The 24,059-nt window shown below is 65.1% G+C and carries 21 protein-coding genes and 2 tRNA genes; 20 read left to right on the top strand and 3 right to left on the bottom strand.

Annotated features, from left to right (window positions below; genetic code table 11):
* Window positions 1–4 precede the first annotated feature (4 nt).
* Entirely contained in the window at window positions 5–1,852 is a 1,848-nt protein-coding gene (locus RUU78_RS12330; protein ID WP_313917000.1) for a S8 family serine peptidase, read from the bottom strand.
* A 421-nt stretch (window positions 1,853–2,273) separates the two neighbouring features.
* Between RUU78_RS12330 and glmM the strand changes: the two genes are divergently transcribed.
* On the top strand, window positions 2,274–3,626 hold the full coding sequence (gene glmM / locus RUU78_RS12325; RefSeq protein ID WP_313916996.1) for a phosphoglucosamine mutase: 1,353 nt from the start codon (window positions 2,274–2,276) through the stop codon (window positions 3,624–3,626).
* Window positions 3,627–3,741: 115 nt separating this feature from the next.
* A complete protein-coding gene (locus RUU78_RS12320; protein ID WP_313916994.1) occupies window positions 3,742–4,677 on the top strand; it encodes a 2-oxoglutarate and iron-dependent oxygenase domain-containing protein in 936 nt (311 codons plus the stop codon).
* Between the two features lie 128 nt (window positions 4,678–4,805).
* Here RUU78_RS12320 and RUU78_RS12315 read toward each other — a convergent pair whose 3' ends face one another.
* Together RUU78_RS12315 and RUU78_RS12310 are read right to left on the bottom strand one after the other, a co-directional pair.
* Window positions 4,806–6,683 carry a hypothetical protein gene (locus RUU78_RS12315; RefSeq protein ID WP_313916993.1) on the bottom strand — a complete coding sequence of 626 codons (1,878 nt, stop codon included), beginning with the start codon at window positions 6,681–6,683 and terminating at the stop codon, window positions 4,806–4,808.
* Window positions 6,683–7,498: an SDR family oxidoreductase gene (locus RUU78_RS12310; RefSeq protein ID WP_313916992.1), complete on the bottom strand. Its 816-nt coding sequence runs from the start codon at window positions 7,496–7,498 to the stop codon at window positions 6,683–6,685. Before RUU78_RS12310 ends, RUU78_RS12315 begins: the two co-directional genes overlap by 1 nt.
* 139 nt (window positions 7,499–7,637) lie before the next feature.
* On the opposite strand from RUU78_RS12310, the gene tpiA reads away from it, so the two are divergent.
* The 18 genes from tpiA (at window position 7,638) to RUU78_RS12220 (ending at window position 24,059) form a co-directional block, all read left to right on the top strand.
* Window positions 7,638–8,399: a triose-phosphate isomerase gene (gene tpiA / locus RUU78_RS12305; protein WP_313916990.1), complete on the top strand. Its 762-nt coding sequence runs from the start codon at window positions 7,638–7,640 to the stop codon at window positions 8,397–8,399.
* Window positions 8,400–8,405: 6 nt separating this feature from the next.
* Entirely contained in the window at window positions 8,406–8,870 is a 465-nt protein-coding gene (gene secG, locus RUU78_RS12300; RefSeq protein WP_313916988.1) for a preprotein translocase subunit SecG, read from the top strand.
* Window positions 8,871–8,882: 12 nt separating this feature from the next.
* Window positions 8,883–8,967: transfer RNA gene (locus tag RUU78_RS12295), tRNA-Leu, on the top strand.
* Window positions 8,968–9,049: 82 nt separating this feature from the next.
* Entirely contained in the window at window positions 9,050–9,406 is a 357-nt protein-coding gene (locus RUU78_RS12290) for an NADH-quinone oxidoreductase subunit A (protein WP_313916986.1), read from the top strand.
* Window positions 9,397–9,951 (top strand): NADH-quinone oxidoreductase subunit B family protein, encoded by a 555-nt coding sequence (locus RUU78_RS12285; RefSeq protein WP_313916985.1) that lies wholly within the window; start codon window positions 9,397–9,399, stop codon window positions 9,949–9,951. The genes RUU78_RS12290 and RUU78_RS12285 overlap by 10 nt, the downstream gene beginning before the upstream one ends.
* Before the next feature lie 12 nt (window positions 9,952–9,963).
* The gene (locus RUU78_RS12280) at window positions 9,964–10,698 is read left to right on the top strand and encodes an NADH-quinone oxidoreductase subunit C (RefSeq protein ID WP_313916983.1); all 735 of its coding nucleotides are present in this window, start codon (window positions 9,964–9,966) and stop codon (window positions 10,696–10,698) included.
* Window positions 10,699–10,701: 3 nt separating this feature from the next.
* Window positions 10,702–11,955 carry an NADH-quinone oxidoreductase subunit D gene (locus RUU78_RS12275; RefSeq protein WP_313916981.1) on the top strand — a complete coding sequence of 418 codons (1,254 nt, stop codon included), beginning with the start codon at window positions 10,702–10,704 and terminating at the stop codon, window positions 11,953–11,955.
* A gap of 16 nt (window positions 11,956–11,971) precedes the next feature.
* Window positions 11,972–12,499: an NADH-quinone oxidoreductase subunit NuoE gene (gene nuoE / locus RUU78_RS12270; RefSeq protein ID WP_313916979.1), complete on the top strand. Its 528-nt coding sequence runs from the start codon at window positions 11,972–11,974 to the stop codon at window positions 12,497–12,499.
* A gap of 8 nt (window positions 12,500–12,507) precedes the next feature.
* Complete coding sequence (gene nuoF, locus RUU78_RS12265; protein ID WP_313916977.1) at window positions 12,508–13,839, top strand: NADH-quinone oxidoreductase subunit NuoF; 1,332 nt, start codon at window positions 12,508–12,510, stop codon at window positions 13,837–13,839.
* 13 nt (window positions 13,840–13,852) lie between these two features.
* Window positions 13,853–16,198 (top strand): NADH-quinone oxidoreductase subunit NuoG, encoded by a 2,346-nt coding sequence (nuoG, locus tag RUU78_RS12260; protein WP_313916975.1) that lies wholly within the window; start codon window positions 13,853–13,855, stop codon window positions 16,196–16,198.
* A 4-nt stretch (window positions 16,199–16,202) separates the two neighbouring features.
* Entirely contained in the window at window positions 16,203–17,267 is a 1,065-nt protein-coding gene (gene nuoH, locus RUU78_RS12255; protein ID WP_313916973.1) for an NADH-quinone oxidoreductase subunit NuoH, read from the top strand.
* Window positions 17,264–17,755, top strand: coding sequence for an NADH-quinone oxidoreductase subunit NuoI (gene nuoI, locus RUU78_RS12250; RefSeq protein WP_313916972.1), 492 nt, complete (start codon window positions 17,264–17,266; stop codon window positions 17,753–17,755). The genes nuoH and nuoI overlap by 4 nt, the downstream gene beginning before the upstream one ends.
* A gap of 19 nt (window positions 17,756–17,774) precedes the next feature.
* Window positions 17,775–18,389 carry an NADH-quinone oxidoreductase subunit J gene (locus RUU78_RS12245; RefSeq protein WP_313916970.1) on the top strand — a complete coding sequence of 205 codons (615 nt, stop codon included), beginning with the start codon at window positions 17,775–17,777 and terminating at the stop codon, window positions 18,387–18,389.
* On the top strand, window positions 18,386–18,691 hold the full coding sequence (nuoK, locus tag RUU78_RS12240) for an NADH-quinone oxidoreductase subunit NuoK (RefSeq protein ID WP_313916968.1): 306 nt from the start codon (window positions 18,386–18,388) through the stop codon (window positions 18,689–18,691). Before RUU78_RS12245 ends, nuoK begins: the two co-directional genes overlap by 4 nt.
* A gap of 7 nt (window positions 18,692–18,698) precedes the next feature.
* On the top strand, window positions 18,699–20,738 hold the full coding sequence (gene nuoL, locus RUU78_RS12235; RefSeq protein WP_313916966.1) for an NADH-quinone oxidoreductase subunit L: 2,040 nt from the start codon (window positions 18,699–18,701) through the stop codon (window positions 20,736–20,738).
* A gap of 25 nt (window positions 20,739–20,763) precedes the next feature.
* On the top strand, window positions 20,764–22,320 hold the full coding sequence (locus tag RUU78_RS12230) for an NADH-quinone oxidoreductase subunit M (protein ID WP_313916964.1): 1,557 nt from the start codon (window positions 20,764–20,766) through the stop codon (window positions 22,318–22,320).
* Window positions 22,321–22,330: 10 nt separating this feature from the next.
* Window positions 22,331–23,773 (top strand): NADH-quinone oxidoreductase subunit NuoN, encoded by a 1,443-nt coding sequence (nuoN, locus tag RUU78_RS12225; RefSeq protein WP_313916962.1) that lies wholly within the window; start codon window positions 22,331–22,333, stop codon window positions 23,771–23,773.
* Window positions 23,774–23,982: 209 nt separating this feature from the next.
* Window positions 23,983–24,059 (top strand) — tRNA-Met (locus RUU78_RS12220).

The raw sequence follows: 24,059 nt of genomic DNA, 5'->3' as shown, positions 1-24,059 counted from the left end.
ACGCTTAGAGCGGGCTGAACACACTCGGGAAACGCAGGCTCCAGCTGTCGATATAAACGTTGTTCGCGCTGCCGGAATTGAGCACGCGCAGCTTCCAGAGCCCGTCGGCGATCTCGCTCGAGGCGTCGACGGTCTGCGTGTAGGTGAAGCTCGGTCCGTTGTTGTGCAGTACCTTGACCACGCTGCCGTCCGGTGCGATCAGCTCGATCTTGTACTTTTTCGGATCGATGACCACACCGATGCCGCGCACTATGAGCTTGAACTTCACCGTCAGTGACGATGGCGCGTTGGCGCCGTACTGACCCCAGGCCGTGTTCGGCACGAGCTCCGTGACATTCGGCGCGAGGTGGTAGTTGTTGGCGTTCTCGAAGAATGTCGGCTTGAAGAAGCTGGCCGGACTGGGGCTAGCGGCGACAGTGCCGTCGTAGCCCTGGCCGACCGCGCGCAGCGTGTGCAGCGCATCGATGAGGCCCCAGCCGCAGGACTTGACCGAATCGAAGGCGCAGTCGAGGGCCGCGGTGCCGTTGTACTTCATGAGGTTCTCGATCTGCTGCGGCGTGAACGAGTCCTGCGCGAGAATCATCGCCGCGAGGCCGGCGACCTGCGGCGCGGCCATCGAGGTGCCGTTGAGCGTCTTGTAGCCTTCGGCGACCTGTACGGTCGTACCGGTGTTGACGGTGGACAGGATGCCGCCCGGCGCGGCGACGTCGATCTTGTCGCCATAGTTCGAATACGCGGCGAGCGCGCCCGATGTCGTCGTCGCCGCAACCGCGACGACGTTGTTGCAGCGGGCGGGCGTGAAGTTCGCGACATTCGCGGCCGAATTGCCGGCGGCGACGACGACGACGGTGCCGTTGCCAACGGCCGTGTTGATCGCGCTCTGCATGTTCGCGCTGCAGCTGCCCTGGCCGCCGAGGCTCAGATTGATGACCTGTGCCACGTTCGTGTTGGCCGGAATGTCGGTGACCGAACCGCCTGACGCCCAGATGATCGCGTCGACGACGTCCGACAGCGAACCGCCGCAGCGGCCGAGTACGCGCAGCGGAACGACTTTCGCGCCGTAGGCCATGCCGGCCGTACCCGTGAAACTGTTGTTGGTAGCCGCGGCGACGATGCCGGCGACGTGCGAGCCGTGCCAGCTCGAGTTCTCGCTGCCGTTCGGATCGGCTGCGCAGTCGCCGACCGCGTACCAGTCGCCTTCGTCGTTCGGATTCGGATCGCGGCCGTCGCCGTCGCGCGCGGTCGTCGCGCTCGTGATGAAGTCGTAGCCGCCGACGACGTTCGCGTCGAGATCGCTGTGCGGCGTGATGCCCGTGTCGATCACGGCGACCTTGATGCCGCTGCCGGTCGAGTAGTGCCAGGCCCCCGCGACATTCGTGCCGAAGCGCGAACGGAAATACGCCCACTGGTCCGGATAGCGGTCGTCGTTCGGCGTGAACGTGTGCGTCAGCAGGCGATCGGGCTCGATCGCCGCGACCGACGCGCTGCGCGCGAGTTCTTCCATGACGAGCGCGGCTTCGGCGCCGGCAAGTGTCGCGGCGCCGGCTTTCGTGCCGTCCTGCGCTTCGATCAGCCACGCGCCGGTCGCGAGTTGACGCACGATGTCGAAGCGGCGGCCGAACGTCGCGCCGACGCGGTCGAGTTCGCCGCGCAACGTCGCCGTATCGGCTCGCGAATCGAGAGTGACGATGAGTCGCGATACCGGCGTGGCCGCGTCGAGCGCGCTGGTATCGACGCGCGACGGCGCGTCGCCGCCGGGCGACGCGGCCTGCGCCGCAGCGGCGGCGAAAGCGAGCACGAGGGCCTGCGCGAGCTGCGTGGTCTTCGGGGTGTTGCGAGTCTGCCGAGGCATGACGTTTCTCCTGATCGGCAACGCCTGTCCCTGCCGCGGGATTGCGGCGTCGTCGTCTTCCGCGAGTGCGGCGCGTTGCTGGTCCTGAAAAACGACGCTGCTGATAAAAGCGAACAATGTTCGGTTGTTCACGCGGCGATCGTTTCGGGCGGGTCGCTGCCGGGCGGAAGAGCCCGAAAGTGGCCGGACGTGCCTCAGTCTGGCAAGCTAGTGTGCCAACCCATAAGTTTCCGAACATTCCGGCGTCTTTCGCCACGATACGTCGTTGCGACTCGTCGCCGTACTGCAAGTACGCCTCCTCGCCGCGTCTAGTCTCGTGGCGAAATCCATCCGGAATTTCTTGTTCGGAAACTTACGGGCCGGCACACTAGGCGGCCCGGTTCCCGCCGCCGCCGCGCGCGGGCCGTTCCAGGCAGTCGCAATGAGCAAGCGCAAGTACTTCGGCACCGACGGCATCCGAGGCCATGTGGGCGAATGGCCGATCACGGCCGAGTTCATGCTGAAGCTCGGTCGTGCGGCGGGCAAGGTGCTGGCCGGCTCCGACGGCGAGGCGACCGTCGTGATCGGCAAGGACACGCGCATTTCCGGCTACATGTTCGAATCCGCGCTCGAGGCTGGACTCGTCGCCGCCGGCGCCAATGTGCGACTGCTCGGGCCCATGCCGACGCCGGCCGTGGCGTATCTCACGCGCAGCCTGCGCGCGAGCGCCGGCATCGTGATCAGCGCCTCGCACAATCCGCACCAGGACAACGGCATCAAGTTCTTCTCCGCTGCCGGCGAAAAACTCGCCGATGACGTCGAGGAGGCGATCGAGCGCGAACTCGAAGCCCCGTTCGTGACGGTCGAATCCGAGCACATCGGCAAGGCCGCGCGCGTCAACGACGCGGCCACACGCTATGCGGAGTTCTGCAATTCGACCTTCCCGCACGATCTGAGCCTGCGCTCGCTCAAGCTCGTGATCGACTGCGCCCACGGCGCGACATACCAGGTCGCGCCCAAGCTGTTCGAGGAGCTCGGCGCACGCATCACCACCATCGGCACCCAGCCCGACGGCCTGAACATCAACCGCGACTGTGGTTCGACCAGTCCGGCTGCCTTGCAGCGCGCCGTGATCGAGCAGGGCGCCGACCTCGGCATCGCCTTCGACGGCGATGGCGACCGCCTGCAGTTCGTCGACCATCAGGGGCGCCTCGTCGACGGCGACGACATCCTCTACGTGCTCGCCAGCGACTGGCAGCGCAGCGGACGCCTGACCGGGCCGGTCGTCGGCACGCTGATGACCAACTACGGCCTCGAGCGCGCGTTCGGCGCCGCGGGCATCGGGTTTCTGCGCGCCAAGGTCGGCGATCGCCACGTGATGCGCCTGCTCAAGGAAAGCGCCGGCGTGCTCGGTGGCGAAACTTCCGGCCATATCCTCTGCCTGGACAGCGCGTCGACCGGTGATGGCATCGTCAGCGCGCTGCAGGTGCTCGAGGTGCTGGTGCGCCGCGGCGAGACGCTGGCCGCCTGCTGCGCCGGCTGGGAGCGTCTGCCGCAGATCACGCGCAACGTGCGCGTCGCCAATGCCGGCCGCCTGCTCGACCATCCTCTGGTGCTTGCAGAGCGCGCCGTGGTCGAGCGCGAACTGGAAAACCGGGGGCGTCTGGTGTTGCGGGCCTCCGGCACCGAGCCGCTGGTGCGGGTCACGATCGAGGCGGCCGATGCGGCGCTGGTCGATGCGCTGGCCGGCCGGCTTGCGCGCGCCGTAGAATCCGCGGCCAACGAACTCGTCTGATCCTGGCGGGTATCCGATCCGAGCTTACGTCGCGACGGATACCTACGCGCTGCCGCGGCGGTGGCGCATCCGCAGCGGCGTCCGCGCCGTCCTGGCCACTACGCAGGAATTCCTCATGTCAGCCATTCCCACCCTGGACATCCGCCGCTATGACACCGACCGCGACGCGTTCGTCGCCGAGCTCGGCGCCGCCTACCGCGAATGGGGCTTTGCCGGTATCCGCGGCCATGGCATCAGCAAAGAACTGATCGACGGTGCCTATGAGCGCTTCCGCCAGTTCTTCGCGCTGCCCGCGGATACCAAGATGCAGTACCACCTGGCCGGCAGCGGCGGCGCGCGCGGCTATACGCCGTTTGGCGTTGAGACGGCGAAGGACTCGAAATATCCGGATCTCAAGGAGTTCTGGCACATCGGCCGCGAGATCCCGCGCGATTCGCGCTTCGCCGACGTGATGCCGCCGAACCTGTGGCCGACCGAAATCGCCGGCTTCCGCGACTACGGCTATGGTCTCTATGACGCGCTCGATCAGCTCGGCACGCGCGTGCTGCGTGCACTGGCCCTGCACATCGGTCTGCCGGAGAGCTTCTTCGAGGACAAGACCGACGAGGGCAATTCGATCCTGCGGCCGATCCACTACCCGCCGATCACCGCGCCCGACATTCCCAACGTGCGCGCCGGCGCGCACGAGGACATCAATTTCATCACGCTGCTGGTCGGCGCGAGCGCGGCGGGCCTCGAAGTGAAGTCGCGCACGGGCGACTGGGTTCCCTTTACCTCCGACGCCGATACCATCGTCGTGAACATCGGCGACATGCTGCAGCGCCTGACCAACCACGTCTATCCGTCGACGACGCATCGCGTGGTCAACCCGCCAGGCGAACTCGCGCGCAAGCCGCGTTATTCAGTACCGTTCTTCCTGCATCCGAATCCGGACGTTGTGCTGGATCCGCTGGCCTCCTGCATTACGCCGGACAATCCGAGCCGCTACAGCACGTCGATCACCTCGCACGAATACCTCATGGAACGGCTGCGCGAGATCAAGCTGGCCTGAGCACGCGGCGCCGGCGGCAGCGATCTGATCGCGCCGCCGGCTTGCTGTTGTCGCACCGGACCTGCAGGCCGTTTGCCGGCAGCAGGCGCGTAAGGGGGCTGATACACAGTGCCGGAGGCGGGCCACCGCTACGGTTTGGCGGCCTGCCCATTCCCGGCGTCGGCGACGCTCACCGCGTCGACGTGATCCGGACTGGCGTGTACCGGAATCTCCCATCGCACCGCGGCAGTCGCGGCTGTCGGCGCGCGGAAGATCGCAGTGATGTGGTCGCGGTAGACGGCCTCGATCGGCTCTCCATCCGCGCTGGCCCGTCCGACCTCGAACGGTTCGTGAAACGCCGCGCGATGCGATACGACAACGAATTCGCCGGGCGCGGATTCGCCGCGTACGACGAAGTCCTGTGGCTGGACCGGCAGGTCGGGATGGGCTGGAAACTTGCCGGCGACCGCTGGCGGCGAGGGCCGGCCCGCGTGCAGCATCTGGCCGATATCGCTGTAGCCCAGGTGTGCGATGCGCTGCTGTGGCGTGGCGCCGATCAAGGCCCAGGTATGGTCGCGCAGTCCAATGAGCGCGCGGCCCTGGGGCGGACCGCCAATCTGCACCTGGTCCTTGCGGCCGCAGCGCACGAGCAGGCCAACGCCGAGGGACTGGTCGATGAATTCCGCGTAGTGCGCGTACAGCGTGGTCTGTCCGCACAGCGGCGTGGTGATCGTGTAGCGGTCGTTCATGGCGAGCAGCAGGATGTTGCGCCGCTCGCCTTTGGTCAGGCGATGGATCACGTCCATGAGGCCGTGCCGTCCGGGTTCGGCGACGGGGATGTAAGCCTCTTCGGGCGGATGCGAGAGCGACACGTAGATCGCGACCGACCACGTGCTCCAGACGAGCAGCACGATGGCGACGGTCGCTTGCGCGGCGCGGCCGAACTCGCAGAGCCGCTCGAGCCCCAGCGCCACCAGCACGGCCACGAGCGGCAGGTGCGCGAAAATCATCCAGTACGGCGTCACCGGCCGCAACGCGAGCACGAAGGCCGATTGCAGCGGCAGCAGGATCAGCATCAGCACGGCGATGCGGCGACGCTCGCGGCAGCGCGAACTCAGCGCCAGCAGCGTGCACGCCGCGAGCGCGAGCAGATGCAGGATCATCAGCGCGCGCCGCGCTGCATCCGGTAGTTCCAGCCAATAGCGCAATGTGTACTCGGCGCCATAACCGGCCAGGCTCAGCAGCATCGCGACCAGACGCGCCGCGGTCGGCACGGCAGGGTCGCGGCCCGCGTAGCTGCCGAGTGTGTTCAGGTCGGCGAAGCCGTTGAGCATCTGTTCGATCAGCATCGGCAGCAGGCTCAGCAGGCCTACGGCGGCAACCAGTACCAGATCGCGCGCGCGCGTCGCCCACCCTGCCGTGGCGGCTGTCGCATAGGCGACCAGCAGGCTGCCGATCAGAAGGGTCGTGGGATGCGCATGGAACATGAGCGTGGCGCCGAGGCCGAGCAGCAGCGCGCGCGTCGGTCCGGGGCGGTCGCGGTAGTACAACGCGCACCACAGGCCGAACAGCATCGCGCTTTCCACGACCGTGGTATGCGTCATCGCGGCCAGAATGAAGGATGACCAGCCCGGCGCGAAAAACGCTAGCGCGAACAGCAGGCCCAGGCGCGCGCCGCCGTAGCGGCGGCCGATCACGTACGCGAGAGGATATTTGAGTCCGGCGATCGCCGCCGTCAGCACCGGCACCGTCAGGGGATGCGGTACCAGCCACATGGCCAGGCCCAGCAGGTAGTACCAGACCGGCCCGAGATGCAGGGTGTTGTAGATGACCGGCCCCGCCAACGGCCACTGCTGGCCGGCGGCGAGCTGCTGCGCGAAATACAGATCGCGCAGTGTGTCGGGCGTGCCGGCCATGCCGGCGGCGGTCCAGCTCTGCAGCACGATGAGCGCGGTCAGCAGCAGCCAGTGCCACGCCGCCGGGGCCGAGTCGGCCGCCGGATGCGCGGCGGCGTCCGCTGACCGCATCAGTGCGGTTCCTGCACGCGGAAGTCCTTCGAGCGGCGCTGGATCAGATTCAGCGCGAAGCGGTCCGGCAACATCTTCACGAGGGCCTTGATCGCGCGATTGGCGCGGCCGGTCACGTGCACGATCTCGCCGCGCTCCAGCGCGTCCAGACCCTCGCGCGCGACATCCTCGGCCGTCATCCACATCCATTTCGGCATGCGCGAGACCTGTTCGCGCGAGCCGACGACATCGTGGAATTCCGACCAGGTGAAGCCCGGGCAGACCGCGCAGACGTTCACGCCGCGGCTGCGATTTTCCAGCCCCAGCGATTGCGAGAACTTGATCAGGAAGGCTTTCGAGGCGGCATACAGGGTGTGGCCGGCGGAGCCGGGCACATGGCCGGCCAGCGAGGCGATATTGGCGATGCGGCCGTAGCCGCGCTGCTGCATGCCCGGCAGCAGCCGATAGGCCAGCTCGCAGGGGGCGGTCACCATCACTTGCAGGAAGTCGGCATGCACCTTCCACGGTTGCGACGGGTACTGGCCGGCAACGCCGTAGCCGGCGTTGTTGATCAGCACGTCGACGGCGATGCCGCGCGCGTCGAGATCGGCGCAGAGCCGTTCGCTCGCGTCGACTTCGGCCAGGTCGGCACTGATGGTTTCCACCTGGACGGCGTGACGCTGGCGCAGTTCGTCGGCCAGCGCGGCGAGCCGGTCTTCGCGCCGCGCCGTGAGGACGACGCGATGGCCGCGGGCCGCCAGTTCGCGCGCGAAGGCCGAGCCGATGCCGGCCGAGGCGCCGGTGACGAGCGCCCAGCGGGCGGCAGGGTTGGACATGGCGTTTCCTTGCGCGAAGGCGGCGCTGGGCCGCGGGCGGAACCGCGATTCAACCTGAGACCCCGGTCACTGGCAATGGCGAATTGCGTCGCCACGGATGCGTCGCTATCCTGCGCGCCCTTTCGCGGATATGAACCCGATGCGTCGCAAGCTGGTGGCAGGGAACTGGAAGATGCACGGCAGCGCCGCGAGTGCGGCGGAGCTCGTGCGCGCCATCCTTGCAGGGCTGCCGGCCGGGGTCGATGTGGCCGTGTTCCCACCGTCGGTCTACGTGGCCGGGTTGGCTGCCGCTCACGCCGGCACTGCGCTCGCGTTCGGCGTGCAGGACGTCAGCGAACATGCGCAGGGCGCCTATACCGGTGAGATCGCCGCGGCCATGGCTCGCGACATCGGTTGTCGCCATACCCTGGTCGGCCATTCCGAGCGTCGCCAGTACCACGCGGAATCTGACGGGCGCGTCGCGACCAAGTTCGGTCAGGCCCAGGCGGCGGGACTGATCCCGGTGCTGTGCGTCGGTGAGACGCTCGAACAGCGAGAGGCCGGTCAGACCGAAGCCGTCGTCGGCGCGCAGATAGCAGCGGTGATCCAGGCCTGCGGCATCGCAGCGTTTGCCGATGCCGTGGTCGCCTATGAGCCGGTCTGGGCCATCGGTACGGGACGCACGGCGAGCGCGGAACAGGCGCAGGCAGTACACGCGTTTATCCGTAGCCAATTCGCGATTCACGATGCTACACTCGCCAACTTGCTGCGCATACTTTATGGCGGTAGTGTCAAACCGGCCAACGCCGTCGAGCTGTTCGCTCAGGCAGATGTGGACGGTGGATTGATTGGCGGCGCCTCACTGGTCGCGGCCGATTTCCTCAAGATTTGTGAGGCCGCGCTTCAGGCGCGCCCAGGCTGAGTCGAGATGCTGCTTACAATCTTCAACGTGTTCTATATTTTGATCGCAGTAGCGATGGTGGCGCTGATTCTGCTGCAGCGCGGCGCCGGTGCAGACGCGGGTTCGGGCTTCGGCTCGGGTGCGTCGGCTACGGTGTTCGGTGCGCGCGGATCGGCCAACTTCCTGTCGCGGGCTACTGCGGTTCTGGCCGGTTTGTTCTTCCTGCTCAGTCTGGGCATGGGCATGTACCTTGGCGGTGGCACGGCTCCCAAGCCGCAAACCGATCTGGGTCTCATGTCCGGTACCGAAGTACCTGCCGCTCCCGCGAAAACTCCTGACGCTGCACCGCCGACAGGCGATGTACCACAGGCGTCGGTACCGGCCCCGGCAGCTACCGATGTGCCCGTGGTGCCCCAGCCCGCTACTCCTGCCGCCGCTCCCAAGAGTGACGACAAGACCGAAGCCAAGGCGGACGAGTCGAAGAAGAACTAGTTGGAACACATTGCCCAGATGGCGGAATTGGTAGACGCACTACCTTGAGGTGGTAGCGACTTAGGTCGTGGGGGTTCGAGTCCCCCTTTGGGCACCAATCTAGTTACGGTCGTGCGGGATTCAGCACACTGCGCGCGGCCGCTGATGCATCGTTTACCGGTGCGGAGGTTCACGGACTCGTGCTTGCCGAATATTGGCCCATCCTGCTATTTCTCGTCGCCGCCACCGGCCTTGGCCTGGTGCTGTTGGCGGTAGGCACCGTACTGGGACCCAAGAGTCCCGACGCGCGTAAGCAATCCGCGTACGAATGCGGCTTCGAAGCTTTCGAAGACGCGCGCATGAAATTCGACGTGCGCTACTACCTGATCGCCATCCTGTTCATCATTTTCGATCTGGAAATCGCCTTCCTGTTCCCGTGGGCGGTGGTCTTCAAGCAGATCGGCCTCGTCGCGTTGATCGAAATGGGTCTGTTCCTGGCCTTGCTCGTCGTCGGCTTCGTCTACGTCTGGAAGAAGGGAGCGCTGGAATGGGAATGACCGACAGCCTCAGCCGGGTCATGCACAACCCGGTTCCGGTCTCCACCGTCGACGACATCCTGCGGCCTGACGGCGACAACCCGCTGGTCGAGCGCGGTTTTGCGATCACGTCCGCCGATGCACTGATCAACTGGGCACGCACCGGCTCGATGTGGCCGATGACGTTCGGGCTGGCCTGCTGCGCCGTCGAGATGATGCATGCGGGCGCTTCGCGCCTGGATCTGGACCGCTACGGCGTCGTGTTCCGTCCGAGCCCGCGCCAGTCCGACGTGATGATCGTCGCCGGTACCCTGGTCAACAAGATGGCGCCGGCGTTGCGCAAGGTCTACGACCAGATGCCCGATCCGAAGTGGGTGATCTCGATGGGAAGCTGCGCCAACGGCGGCGGCTACTATCACTATTCCTATGCGGTGGTGCGCGGCTGTGATCGCATCGTGCCGGTCGACATCTACGTGCCCGGCTGCCCGCCGACCGCGGAAGCGCTGATCTACGGCATCTTGCAGTTGCAGAAAAAGATTCGCCGCACCAACACCATCGCGCGCTAACGGACTCCCCGCATGAGCGACAACCTGCCTACCACGCTGGCGCAGCGCCTTACCGCGCGCTTCGGTGCCGATGTCGTCGCCGCCACCGAGTGGCGCGGCGAAACCACGCTGGAAGTGCTGCCGCAGAACTGGTTCGCGGTCGCGCAGGCTTTGCGCGATGAGGCCGAGTTCCGCTTCGAGCAGGTCGTCGACGTCTGCGGTGTCGACTATCTGAGCTATGGCCAGACTGAGTGGGATACGACCGACGTATCCAGCCAGGGCTTCTCGCGTGGCGTCGAAGGGCAGGGCCCGGGCCGCTTTCGCTGGGACGAGCGCCCGCGCGTGAGCGGCAACCTGAAGCGCTACGCCGTCGTCGCCCATCTGTTGTCGATCACGCACAACCGGCGCCTGCGCCTCAAGGGTTTCTGCCTCGACGACGCGCTGCCGATCATGCCGTCGCTGACCGCCCTGCATCCGGGCGTGAACTGGTTCGAGCGCGAGGCCTTCGATCTCTACGGCATCGTGTTCGAAGGCCATCCGGACCTGCGCCGCATCCTCACCGACTATGGTTTCGTCGGCCATCCCTTCCGCAAGGACTTCCCACTGATCGGCAACGTCGAAGTGCGCTACGACGCGGAGAAGCAGCGCGTGATCTACGAGCCCGTCAGCATCGATCCGCGCGTGCTCGTGCCGCGCGTCATCCGCGACGATTCGCGCTACGACACGGCCCAGGCCGAAGCCGCCGCCACTGCGGCAGCGGGGAAGTAAGCCATGCAGGAAATCCGCAATTACACGATCAACTTCGGCCCGCAGCACCCGGCCGCGCACGGTGTGCTGCGCCTGGTGCTGGAGATGGACGGCGAGACCATCATGCGCGCCGATCCGCATATCGGCCTGCTCCATCGCGGCACCGAGAAGCTGGCCGAATCCAAGCCGTTCAACCAGTCCATCGGCTACATGGACCGGCTCGACTACGTCTCGATGATGTGCAATGAGCACGCCTACGTGCGTGCGATCGAAAAGCTCGTCGGCGTCGAAGCGCCGATCCGTGCGCAGTACATCCGCACGATGTTCGACGAGATCACGCGCATCCTCAACCATCTGATGTGGATCGGTTCGAACGCACTCGATCTCGGCGCCATGGCGGTGTTCCTGTACGCGTTCCGCGAGCGCGAGGAACTGATGGACTGCTACGAGGCGGTGTCCGGCGCGCGCATGCATGCGACGTACTATCGTCCCGGCGGCGTCTTCCGCGACCTGCCGGACCGCATGCCGCAGTACAAGGAATCGCGCTGGCACAAGGGCGGCGATCTCAAGCGCATGAACGAATGGCGCGAAGGTTCGATGCTCGATTTCCTCGAGGCCTTCTGCAAGGACTTCTACGGCAAGGTCGACGAATACGAAACGCTGCTGACCGACAACCGCATCTGGAAGCAGCGCACCGTAGGTATCGGCGTGGTGACACCGGAACAGGCGTTCGCCTGGGGGATGTCCGGTCCGATGCTGCGCGGTTCGGGCGTTGCCTGGGATCTGCGCAGGAAGCAGCCCTACGCCGCGTATGCCAATCTGGATTTCGACATTCCGCTGGGCACGAAGGGCGACTGCTACGACCGCTATCTCGTGCGTGTCGAGGAAATGCGCCAGTCCAACCGCATCATCGAACAGTGCGTGAAGTGGCTGCGGGCCAATCCCGGCCCGGTCATGATCGAGAACTTCAAGGTCGCTCCGCCGTCCCGCGAGGAGATGAAGGACGACATGGAAGCGCTGATCCATCACTTCAAACTCTTCACCGAAGGCTATTGCGTGCCGCTCGGCGATACCTACAGCGCGGTCGAGGCGCCCAAGGGCGAGTTCGGCATCTATCTCGTTTCCGACGGTGCCAACAAGCCGTTCCGCCTGAAAGTGCGCGCGCCCGGCTTTGCCCACCTGTCGTCGATGGACGAGATCGTGCGCGGCCATATGCTGCCCGACGTCGTCGCGATGATCGGCACCTACGACGTCGTGTTCGGCGAAATCGACCGCTGAGCGCCCGGAGCACATCATGAAAGCCACTGGCACCTACAACCAGGTCAAGGACGTCGACCCGCTGGTCGCGCTGACCGAGCAGACGCGCCGCCACATCGACCATTGGGCGTCGAAGTTCCCGCCGGACCGCAAGCGCTCGGCGCTGATCCAGGGACTCATGGCGGCGCAGGAGCAGCACGGTGGTTATCTGACCGACGAGCTGACCACGGCGGTGGCCAAGTACCTCGACCTGCCCAGCGTCTGGGCCTATGAAGTTGCCACGTTCTACTCGATGTTCGAGACGTCGCCGGTCGGCCGCAACAACGTCGCGATCTGCACCAACATCTCGTGCTGGCTCAACGGTGCCGAAGACGTCGTGCGCTATTGCGAGAACAAGCTCGGCGTCAAGCTCGGCGAATCCACCGGCGACGGTCGCATCTACCTCAAACGCGAGGAAGAGTGCCTGGCTGCCTGCTGCGGCGCGCCGATGATGGTCGTCAACGGCCACTACCACGAGAACCTGACCACCGAGAAGGTGGACCAGATTCTCGACGGCCTGAAGTGAGGCACGACATGGCATCGCATTCCACTGGCCCGGTCGGCCCCGCTCCGCAGGAACACCAGGTCGTCTACACGACGCTGCATTTCGACAAGCCCTGGGCGTTTGACAACTATCTCAGCGTGGGCGGCTACCAGGCCTGGAAGAAGATCCTGGCCGAAAAACCCGATGCCGCGACGCTGATCGAGGAAATCAAGAAGTCCTCGCTGCGTGGCCGCGGTGGCGCAGGTTTTCCGACCGGCCTGAAATGGTCGTTCATGCCGCGCACGGCGCCGGGGCAGAAGTACATTCTTTGCAATTCGGACGAGTCCGAGCCGGGCACCTGCAAGGACCGCGACATCCTGCGCTTCAACCCGCACTCGGTCGTCGAAGGCCTGGCCATCGCTTGCTATTGCACCGGTTCGACGGTCGCCTACAACTACCTGCGCGGCGAATTCCACCACGAGCCGTTCGAGAACTTCGAGGAAGCGCTGAAAGAAGCGTACGCCGCGGGGCTGCTCGGCAAGAACATCCAGGGCTCGGGCGTCGACGTGGACATCCACACCGCGCTCGGCGCCGGCGCCTACATCTGCGGCGAAGAAACTGCGCTGATGGAATCGCTCGAGGGCAAGAAGGGCCAGCCGCGCTTCAAGCCGCCGTTCCCGGCCGGTTTCGGCCTGTACGGCCGGCCGACCACGATCAACAACACCGAGACCTATGCCTCGGTGCCGGCGATCCTGCGCAACGGCGCGGACTGGTTCCTGAATCTCGGCAAGCCGAACAACGGTGGGCCGAAGATCTTTTCCGTCTCGGGGCACGTCGCAAAGCCGGGCAACTACGAGATCCGCCTCGGCACGCCGTTCAAGGATCTGTTGCAGCTCGCCGGCGGCATCCGCAACGGCCGCGAGCTCAAGGCCGTGATTCCGGGCGGTTCGTCGATGCCGGTATTGCCCGCGGCGACCATGCTCGAATGCACGATGGACTACGACTCGATCCAGAAGGCCGGTTCCGGCCTCGGTTCGGGCGCCGTCATCGTCATGGACGATTCGACCTGTATGGTGCGCGCCTGCCAGCGCATCAGCCGCTTCTATTACGCCGAATCCTGCGGCCAGTGCACGCCCTGCCGCGAAGGCACGGGCTGGATGTACCGCATGCTTACGCGCATCGTCGAAGGCAAGGCCGAACTCAGCGATCTGGCCATGCTCAAGCAGGCTGCGGGCCAGATCGAAGGTCATACCATCTGCGCGTTCGGCGAAGCCGCGGCCTGGCCGGTACAGGGCATGCTGCGGCACTTCTGGCACGAATTCGAATATTTCATCGTCAACAAGCGCTCGCTCGTCGACGACCAGCTCGGCAAGGCCGCGTGAGGACGAACGACGCATGAGCGCCCAGCCCGCAACTCCGACCACGCCGCCCGATCACGTCAACATCGAGATCGACGGCAAGGCCATGCTCGCGCCGAAAGGCTCGATGATCATCCACGCTGCCGACAAGGCCGGCGTGCCGATTCCGCGCTTCTGCTACCACGACAAGCTGACCATCGCGGCGAACTGCCGCATGTGCCTCGTCGAAGTGGAAAAATCGCCCAAGCCGATGCCGGCCTGCGCGACGCCGGTCATGGAAGGCATGAAGGTTCTGACACGCTCGCAGAAGGCGTTGGGCTCGCAGCGCAACGTCATGGAATTCCTGCTCATCAACCACCCGCTGGATTGCCCGATCTGCGATCAGGGCGGCGAGTGCGAACTGCAGGATCTGTCGATGGGCTATGGCCGTTCGGTCAGCCGCTTCGTCGAGCGCAAGCGCGCCGTCGCAGACGAGGACATCGGCCCGCTGATCGCGACCGAGATGACGCGCTGCATCCAGTGCACGCGTTGCGTGCGTTTCGTCAGCGAAGTCGCCGGCACGTACGAGCTCGGCGGCATGAACCGCGGCGAGAACCTGGAAATCGGCACCTATGTCGGCAAGACCATCGAGAGCGAGATCGGCGGCAACATCATCGATGTCTGCCCTGTCGGCGCGTTGACGAACAAGCCGTTCCGCTTCCAGGCGCGTGCCTGGGAACTGATCGCGCGTGAGAGCGTCGGCTACCACGACGCGCAAGGTTCCAACATCTGGCTGCACACGCGCCGCGGCGACGTGCTGCGCCATGTGCCGCGCGACAACGAAGCGATCAACGAGTGCTGGCTGTCCGACCGCGACCGCTACAGCCACCAGGGTCTCCATGCGGCCGATCGTGCGACCCAGCCGCTCGTGAAGAAGAACGGCGAATGGACTGCGGTCGGCTGGGACGAGGCGCTGAATCTGGCGGCCGAAAAGCTCAGGAGTGTGCGCGGCGACGACCTCGGCGCGTTGGTGCATCCGGCCACCTCGAACGAGGAAGGACATCTCGTTGCCGAACTCGTGCGCGGGCTGGGTTCCAAGCACGTCGATCATCGCCTGCGCCAGCTCGACTTCACTGACGCGGCGGCAGGCTTCGGCTTCGCCACGCCAGTGGCCGAGATCGAGAAGGCTGGCGCAGTGCTGCTGTTCGGATCCAACCTGCGTCACGAACTGCCGCTCGTGAACCATCGCGTGCGCAAGGCTTCCCGGCGCGGCGCGCGAGTGCATGTGCTGAACCCGATCGATTTCGATCTGAACTATGACCTCGCCAGCAAGCTGATCGCTGCGCCGGCGGCGCTTGCCGACGAAGCCGTAAAACTCGCCAGGGCTGCGCTCGATCTCGGCGGGGAAGCACCGTCGGAGCTCGCTGCGCTGCTCGCTTCGGCGACCACCGACGATGCCGCGCGCGCGCTGGCCGCCTCGCTCAAGGACGCCAGCGCCGCGGTGATCATCTTTGGCGAAGCTGCCGCGATGCATCCGCAGGCGTCGCTGCTGCGTGCCTGCGCGCGCTTCGTCGCGCTTGCGACGGACGCCGGCTACAACGAAGTTCCGCTCGGCGCGAACACGCTGGGTCTGACGCGCAGCGGCGTCGTGCCGGCCAGCGGCGGACTCGATGCGCGCACCATGCTTGCGCTGCCGCGCAAGGGTTATGTGCTCTACGGCGCCGAGCCACCCTACGATTTCGGCGACGGTGGGCTGGCCATGACCTCGCTCGCCAAGGCCGATGTCGTGATCGCGTTCAGCGCATTCGCGAGTGACGCGCTCAAGGCCGTCGCGACCGTGATCCTGCCGATCACGGCGCTGCCGGAAACCGACGCGACGCTCGTGAACCTCAACGGCATCAGCCAGACCGTCACGGCCGGCGCCAAACCGCCGGGTGAGGCGCGTCCCGGCTGGAAGGTGCTGCGCGCGCTCGGCGGCAAGCTCGCCGTGGCGGGTTTCGACTTCACGGAAATGGCCGAGCTGCGCGCCACGCTCGCGGCGAAGACCGCGACGATCGCGCCGCAGGTGCAGGCCAAGGTCGCCAGCCGTCAGGAAGCCAAGGGGCTTGTGCGCATCGCGACCGTGCCGATCTACCGCAGCGACGCCGTGGTGCGTCGCGCGACGGCGCTGCAGGCGCATCCGCTCAACAGCGGCGCAGGGCTCGGCCTGAACCCGCAGGACGCGGCCGGCCTCGGCATCGACGACGGCAGCATGGTCAAGGTTACTGGCACGGCCGGCACCGCGACCTTGCCGGTCGTGGTCAGCGCCGGCGTGCCCCGCGGTGGCGCCTGGATCGAGGCGGGCTACGGCGAAACCGCAGCGCTGCCGGCCTACGGCGCCGAACTCAGCATCAGCAAGGCATAGGCGCATGGACTCCCTGATCGCGCTGCTCAACAACTTCGTCGCCCAGTGGCCGACGCTGTCCACTTTCCTCGGCCTGATCCTGCTGCCGATGGTGCCGCTGATCATCTCGGTGGCGATGTTCGTATGGTGGGAACGCAAGGTCATGGCCTGGATGCACGTCCGCATGGGGCCGAACCAGATCGGTCCGCTCGGACTCGCGCAGGCCTTCGCCGACGTGTTCAAGCTGCTGTTCAAGGAAATCACGGTTCCCGAGAAGGCCAGCACCTTCCTGTTCTATCTCGCGCCGCTGCTGGCGCTCGCGCCGGCGATGGCCGCGTGGGCGGTCGTGCCGATCGGCGACAGGCTCGCCTGGTCGAATGCGAACGCGGGACTGCTGTACCTGCTCGCGATGACCTCGCTCGGCGTCTACGGCATCCTCCTCGCGGGTTGGGCGTCGAACTCGAAGTACGCCTTCCTCGGCGCGATGCGCTCGGCCGCGCAGGTGGTGTCCTATGAAATCGCGATGGGCATGGCGCTGGTCAGCGTGCTGATCCTCTGCGGCAGCCTCAACCTGTCCGACATCGTCGACGCCCAGGCCGGCAGCAGGGGCTTCCTCGAGTGGTTCTGGCTGCCGCTGCTGCCGATGTTCGTGATCTATTTCATCTCCGGCGTAGCCGAAACCAATCGCGCGCCGTTCGATGTGGCCGAGGGCGAGTCGGAAATCGTCGCCGGCTTCCACGTCGAATATTCGGGCTCGGCCTTCGCGATCTTCTTCCTGGCCGAATACGCCAACATGATCCTGGTCGCGTTCCTCGCTTCGATCCTGTTTCTCGGCGGCTGGCTGTCGCCGGTGCAGGGCTGGGGACTGGGCATCCTGTCGGCGCCGGGCTGGTGGTGGCTGTTCGCGAAGGCATTCGTGATGGCCTTTTTCTTCCTGTGGTTCCGCGCGACGTTCCCGCGCTACCGCTATGACCAGATCATGCGCCTGGGCTGGAAGGTGTTCATACCGATCACCATCGCCTGGACCTTCGTCGCCGGCTGCCTCGCCTATTTTGGCGGCGTGACCATCGGCCCGGGAGTCACCCCGTGAATCGCGTCCTCAATTACGTCAAGAGCCTGTTCCTGCTGGAATTGCTGCAGGGCCTATGGGTTACCGGCAAGTATTTCGTCAAGCCGAAATACACGATGCAGTACCCGATGGAAAAGATTCCCAAGTCCAACCGCTTCCGCGGCCTGCACGCACTACGCCGCTATCCCAACGGCGAAGAGCGCTGCATCGCGTGCAAGCTGTGCGAGGCCGTGTGCCCGGCCCTGGCCATCACGATCGACGCGGCGCCGCGCGCCAGCGACGGCCAGCGCCGTACCACGCGTTACGAGATCGACCTGTTCAAGTGCATCTTCTGCGGTTTCTGCGAAGAGTCCTGTCCGGTCGATTCGATCGTGGAGACCGACATCCATGAGTACCACTTTGAAAAACGCGGCGAGAACATCCTGACCAAGGAAAAACTCCTGGCCCTGGGCGACCGCTACGAGGCCGAGATCGCGGCCGCACGCGCACAAGACGCGGCTTACCGCTGAGCGCGCAGGAGAACGCCCGATGACGCAGCAGATACTGTTCTATGCCTTCGCCGCGGTGCTGGTCGCATCGGCCCTGGCCGTGATCACGCTGAAGAATTCCGTGCATGCGGCGCTGAGCCTCGTGCTGACCTTCTTCACCGCGGCCGGCATCTGGATCCTGATGGAGGCCGAGTTCCTCGGACTCGCCCTGATCGTGGTCTATGTCGGCGCCGTGATGGTGCTTTTCCTGTTCGTGGTCATGATGCTCGACATCAAGATGGAACCCCTGCGCGAAGGTTTCATCCGTTTCCTGCCGGTCGGTGTGATCGTCGCGGTCGTGATGCTCGCGGAGATGCTCAGCCTGATCGGCCTGAAGTCCATGCAGGCAATCCCTCTGCCGGAGAATCCGGCGATCGCCGCCGGCGGCAATACTGCCTGGCTCGGCAAGGCGCTGTTCACGCAGTTCCTGCTGCCGTTCGAGATCGCCGCGCTGATCCTCACCGTCGCGCTGATTGCCGCGGTCACGCTGACCCTGCGCAAGCGCAGCGGCGTGCGCACGCAGAAGCCGAGCCAGCAGGTGCTGGTGCAGCGCGATGAGCGTCTGCGCGTCGTGAAGATGGCCAGCGAAGGTCCGAAGAACGGAGACGCCGCATGATCTCGCTCGCGCATTTCATCGTGCTCGGCACGATCCTGTTCTGCATCTCCGTCGCGGGCATCTTCATCAACCGCAAGAACGTCATCGTGCTGTTGATGGCGATCGAACTGATGCTGCTCGCAGTGAACATGAACTTCGTCGCCTTCAGCCGTTATCTGGGCGATCCGGCGGGGCAGGTCTTCGTGTTCTTCATTCTGACGGTCGCCGCGGCGGAATCCGCGATCGGCCTGGCCATCCTGGTCGTGCTGTTCCGCAACCGAGCCACCATCAACGTGGCCGAAATCGATTCGATGAAGGGATAAGCGGAAGATGATCACGCCCAAGCTGATTCTCCTCGTCATCGCGCTCGCGCCGCTGTTCGGCGCCATCGTTGCCGGCCTGTTCGGCAGGCAGGTCGGCCGCGCCGGCGCGCATACCGTCACCATCGCCGGCGTGGCGGTGTCGTTCCTGCTGTCGTGCTACGTGCTCTACCAGGAGTCCACCGGCGGCTGGGGCGTGTTCAACGAGAACCTGTACACCTGGTTCGAGATCGGTCCGCTGAGTGCTCATGTCGGTTTTCTCGTCGACCGCCTGACCGCGGTCATGATGGTCGTGGTCACCTCGGTGTCGCTGCTGGTGCACATCTACACCATCGGCTACATGCACGAAGATCCCGGCTACCAGCGCTTCTTCAGCTACATCTCGCTGTTCACGTTCTCGATGCTCATGCTCGTCATGAGCAACAACTTCATGCAGCTGTTCTTCGGCTGGGAAGCGGTCGGCCTGGTCTCGTACCTGCTGATCGGCTTCTGGTTCAAGCGGCCGACGGCGATCTTCGCCAACATGAAGGCGTTCCTGGTCAACCGCGTCGGCGATTTCGGCTTCCTGCTCGGCATCGCCGCTGTGCTGTTCTGGTTCGGCTCGCTCGACTACGCCGTCGTGTTCAGGTCGGCCGATGCGACGCTCACCGGCAAGACGCTCGAAGTGCTTGCCGGACATCCCTGGGAAGCCGCGACCGTGATCGGCGTGCTGCTGTTCATAGGCGCGATGGGCAAGTCGGCGCAGGTGCCGCTGCACGTCTGGCTTCCGGATTCGATGGAAGGCCCGACGCCGATCTCGGCGCTGATCCACGCCGCGACGATGGTCACCGCCGGCATCTTCATGGTCGCGCGCATGTCGCCGCTGTACGAACTGTCGGAAACGGCGCTGTCCTTCGTCATGATCATCGGTGCGACCACGGCACTGTTCACCGGCCTGATCGGCATCGTGCAGAACGACGTCAAGCGCGTGGTCGCGTATTCGACCCTGTCCCAGCTGGGCTACATGACCGTCGCGCTCGGTGTGTCGGCGTATTCCGCGGCAATCTTCCATCTGATGACGCATGCGTTCTTCAAGGCGCTGCTGTTCCTCGGTGCCGGCTCGGTCATCATGGCGATGCACCATGAGCAGGACATGCGCTACATGGGTGGCCTCAAGAAATACATGCCCATTACCTTCATCACGGGCTGGATCGGCACCCTCGCGCTGACCGGCTTCCCGGGCTTCTCGGGCTTTTTCTCCAAGGACGCCATCATCGAGGCGGTGCACGAATCCCATCGCTTCGGTTCAGGCTATGCGTATTTCTGCGTGCTGATTGGCGTGTTCGTCACTGCGCTGTACAGCTTCCGCCTGATCTACCTGACCTACCATGGCAAGGAACGCTTCGTCGTCGAGCACAAGGACCATGCGCATCACGCCGGCCATGCTGACGATCATGCCGACGACCACGGCCATCACGCGCCGGGTCACCTGGAACATGCGCCGCACGAGTCGCCCTGGGTCGTCACGCTGCCGCTGATCCTGCTCGCGATTCCTTCGGTGATCATAGGTTGGCTTACGATCGGACCGATGCTGTTCGGCGACTATTTCGCCGGCGCGATCGTGGTGAAGGAGGGCGGCCCGCTGGCCGAACTCGCGCATGAATGGCACGGGCCGTGGGCGATGCTGCTGCATGGGCTGATGGCGCCGCCGTTCTGGCTCGCGCTGGCCGGCTTCGCCGTCGCCACGTATGTGTACCTGTTCAATCGCTCGATCGCCGATCGCGCCGCGACGATGTTCGCGCCGATCTACCGCCTGCTGCAGAACAAGTACGGCGTCGACGACCTGTATTTCGCGGTGTTCGCTCGCGGCGGCCTCAAGCTCGGCCGCGGCCTGTGGCGCGGCGGCGATGTCGCTGTGATCGACAACGGTATCGTCAACGGCGCGGCCGCACTGGTTCGCGGCATCGCGGCCCGCGTGCGCCGCGTGCAGTCGGGGTATCTGTACCACTACGCGTTCGCGATGATTCTGGGGCTGATCGTGCTGCTGGCCGGTCTGTGGTTGGCACGCTGACTCGGCGCACAAGGGAATAATGACAATGTTTGCGAACTGGCCCTTGCTTAGCCTGCTGATCTGGCTGCCCATTCTCGGCGCGATTCCGGTGCTGCTGGCGGGCGACAAGCGTCCCGGCGCTGCGCGTGCGATCGCGCTCGGCGTCGCTGTACTCACGTTCGTCATCAGTCTCGCGATGCTGACGGGCTTCAACCATGCCGTGGCCGACGCGATCGCCCGCAGCGCGCCGGACCTGGGCCTGCTGAAGAACATGTACCTGCAGGAAAACGTGCTCTGGATCGAAGCGCTGAACGTGCGCTATCACCTGGGTGTCGACGGCATCTCGGTCGCGCTGGTGCTGCTGACCACGTTCACAAGCGTGCTCGTGATCATCCTCGGCTGGGGTTCGGTCAATGAGAAGGTCAGTCAGTACATGGCTGCCATGCTGGTGCTCGAAGGCCTCATGGTCGGCGTGTTCTGCGCGCTCGACGCGCTGCTGTTCTATGTCTTCTTCGAAGGCATGCTGATCCCGATGTTCATCCTCATCGGCATCTGGGGCGGCGTGCGTCGCGTTTACGCGACCCTGAAGTTCTTCATCTACACCTTCTTCGGTTCGATCTTCATGCTGATCGGACTGCTGTACCTGTATTTCAAGACCGGCACGTTCGAGCTGGCGGAGCTGGCGCAGGTCAGCCTTTCGGCGCAGGAACAGGCCTGGCTGTTTTTCGCCTTCCTGATCGCGTTCGCGGTCAAGGTGCCGATGTGGCCGGTGCATACCTGGTTGCCGGATGCCCACGTCGAGGCGCCGACCGGTGGCTCCGTCGTGCTGGCCGCAATCATGCTGAAGATTGGCGGCTACGGCTTCATCCGCTTCTCGCTGCCCATCGTTCCCGACGCCAGCACCGAATACGCCTGGGTCGTGATCGCGATGTCGCTGACCGCCGTGGTCTACGTCGGCTATGTCGCGCTGGTGCAGGAAGACATGAAGAAGCTGATCGCGTATTCGTCGATCGCGCACATGGGCTTCGTCACCCTCGGCGTCTTCATATCGCTCGCGCTCGCGCGTAGCGGCAATGCGAACGGTGCGGCAATCGGCATCCAGGGCGCGATGGTGCAGATGATTTCGCACGGTTTCATCTCGGGTGCGATGTTCGCGAGCGTCGGCGTGCTCTACGACAGGCTGCACACACGCATGATCCGCGACTACGGCGGCGTGGTGAACACGATGCCACGCTTCGCGACATTCTTCGTGCTGTTCGCGATGGCCAACTGCGGTCTGCCCGGCACCAGCGGCTTCGTCGGCGAGTTCTGGGTCATCCTTGCCGCGTTCCAGTACAACCCGGTAGTTGGCGCACTGGCGGCGTTCACCCTGATCATCGGCGCGGCCTACACCTTGTGGCTGGTCAAGCGCGTGATCTTCGGCGAGGTCGCCAACGACAATGTCGCCCAACTGCAGGACATGGATGCGCGCGAGACTTTCGTACTCGCTACTCTGGCCGTGGCGGTGCTGTTGTTCGGCCTGTGGCCGCAGCCGCTGGGCAACCTCATGGATGCGCCGATCGCCGAGCTCGTGAAGCACATCGTCATCAGCAAGGGCGCGTGAAGGACCGACCATGATCAGCCTTAACGACATCCTCACCCTGCTGCCCGAGTCCTTCCTGACCGTAGCGATCTGCGCGCTGCTGCTGCTCGATCTGTTCCTCAAGCCGGCGCAGCGCAGCGTCACGCACTATCTGTCGATCGTCGCGCTGGCCGTGACCGGCTGGCTGGTGCTGCAACATTTCGGCACGCCCACCGCGTTCGGCGGCATGTTCGTGCGCGATGGCATCGCGAGCATACTCAAGGTGTTCGTGCTGCTGACGAGCGCGCTGGTCTTCGTCTATGCGCGGCCGTATCTGCGCGATCGTGGCCTGTTCATCGGCGAGTTCTACGTGCTCTGCCTGTTCGCGGTGCTCGGCATGATGTTGCTGGTGTCTGCCGGCAACCTGGTCATGATCTACCTCGGCCTTGAACTGCTCGCCCTGTCGTCCTATGCGCTGGTTGCCCTGAACCGGGATTCACCGCTGTCCTCCGAAGCGGCGATGAAGTATTTCGTCCTCGGTGCTCTGGCCTCGGGCATGCTGCTCTATGGCATGTCCATGATCTACGGCGCGACGGGTTCGCTGGATCTGGCCGTGATCCACAAGGCGGCTGCCGAAGGCACGCAACGCGGCCTGCTGCTGTTCGGCGTGGTGTTCGTCGTCGTCGGCCTGGGATTCAAGTTCGGCGCGGCGCCCTTCCACATGTGGTTGCCCGACGTCTACCAGGGCGCACCGACCGCGGTCACCGCATTCATCGGCTCGGCGCCCAAGCTGGCCGCGTTCGGCATGGCGTATCGCCTGCTCGAGTCGGGTCTCGACGGCGTCGGCGGCCACTGGCAGCTCATGCTGGCCCTGCTGGCGGTGCTGTCGCTCGCGATCGGCAATATCGCGGCGATCATGCAGAGCAACCTCAAACGCATGCTGGCCTACTCGACGATCTCACATGTGGGCTTCCTGTTCCTTGGCCTCGTCAACGGCCAGCCGGAAGGCTATGCGGCCGCGATGTTCTACGCGATCAGCTACGCGCTGACCGCTGCCGTGGCCTTCGGCGTCATCCTGTTGTTGTCCCGCGCCGGCTTCGAGGCGGAAGAAATCGAGGACTACAAGGGCCTCGGACAGCGCGCGCCGTGGTACGCGTTCCTCATGGCATTGACCATGTTCTCACTCGCCGGCGTGCCGCCGTTGTTCGGCTTCTTCGGCAAGCTGCTCGTGCTCAAGGCGGTCGCCGTCCCCGGTACGCTCTGGCTCGCCATCACCGGCGCCGTGTTCGCGATCATCGGCATTTACTACTACCTGCGCATCGTCAAGGTCATGTACTTCGACGACCCGGCCGAGGGCGCAACTGCCATCGTCAAGCCGGCCGACGCGCCCATGCGCGCAGTGATCTCGATCAACGCCCTTGCATTGCTCGTGCTCGGCCTCACCTGGGGTCCGTTGTACGGATGGTGCGCGCGTGCGCTCGGCATCACACCGTAAACCGCAGCGCCGGCCGGTGAGATAGCAGGACCGCTTTTTGCTTTTGTGGAGTGTCCTTGGGTCTGGGACGGCCTTATGACTGGACAACAGTCATGGGGCGAGGATGTGACGGGATGCAGCAGGGAATCGAAACCTGCGCGCAATGCAGATGAGATCACTCTTAATGCTTGCGTAAATCCCTCACTATCCGTAGACTTCCGTTTCTCTGATGCGGGGTGGAGCAGTCTGGCAGCTCGTCGGGCTCATAACCCGAAGGTCGCAGGTTCAAATCCTGCCCCCGCTACCA

The organism is Tahibacter sp. (assembly GCF_032229445.1).
In the GTDB taxonomy this organism is placed as follows: Bacteria; Pseudomonadota; Gammaproteobacteria; order Xanthomonadales; family Rhodanobacteraceae; genus Tahibacter.
The sequence above is the reverse complement of the archived record's forward strand: the minus strand, read 5'-3'. Positions and strand labels throughout refer to the sequence as shown.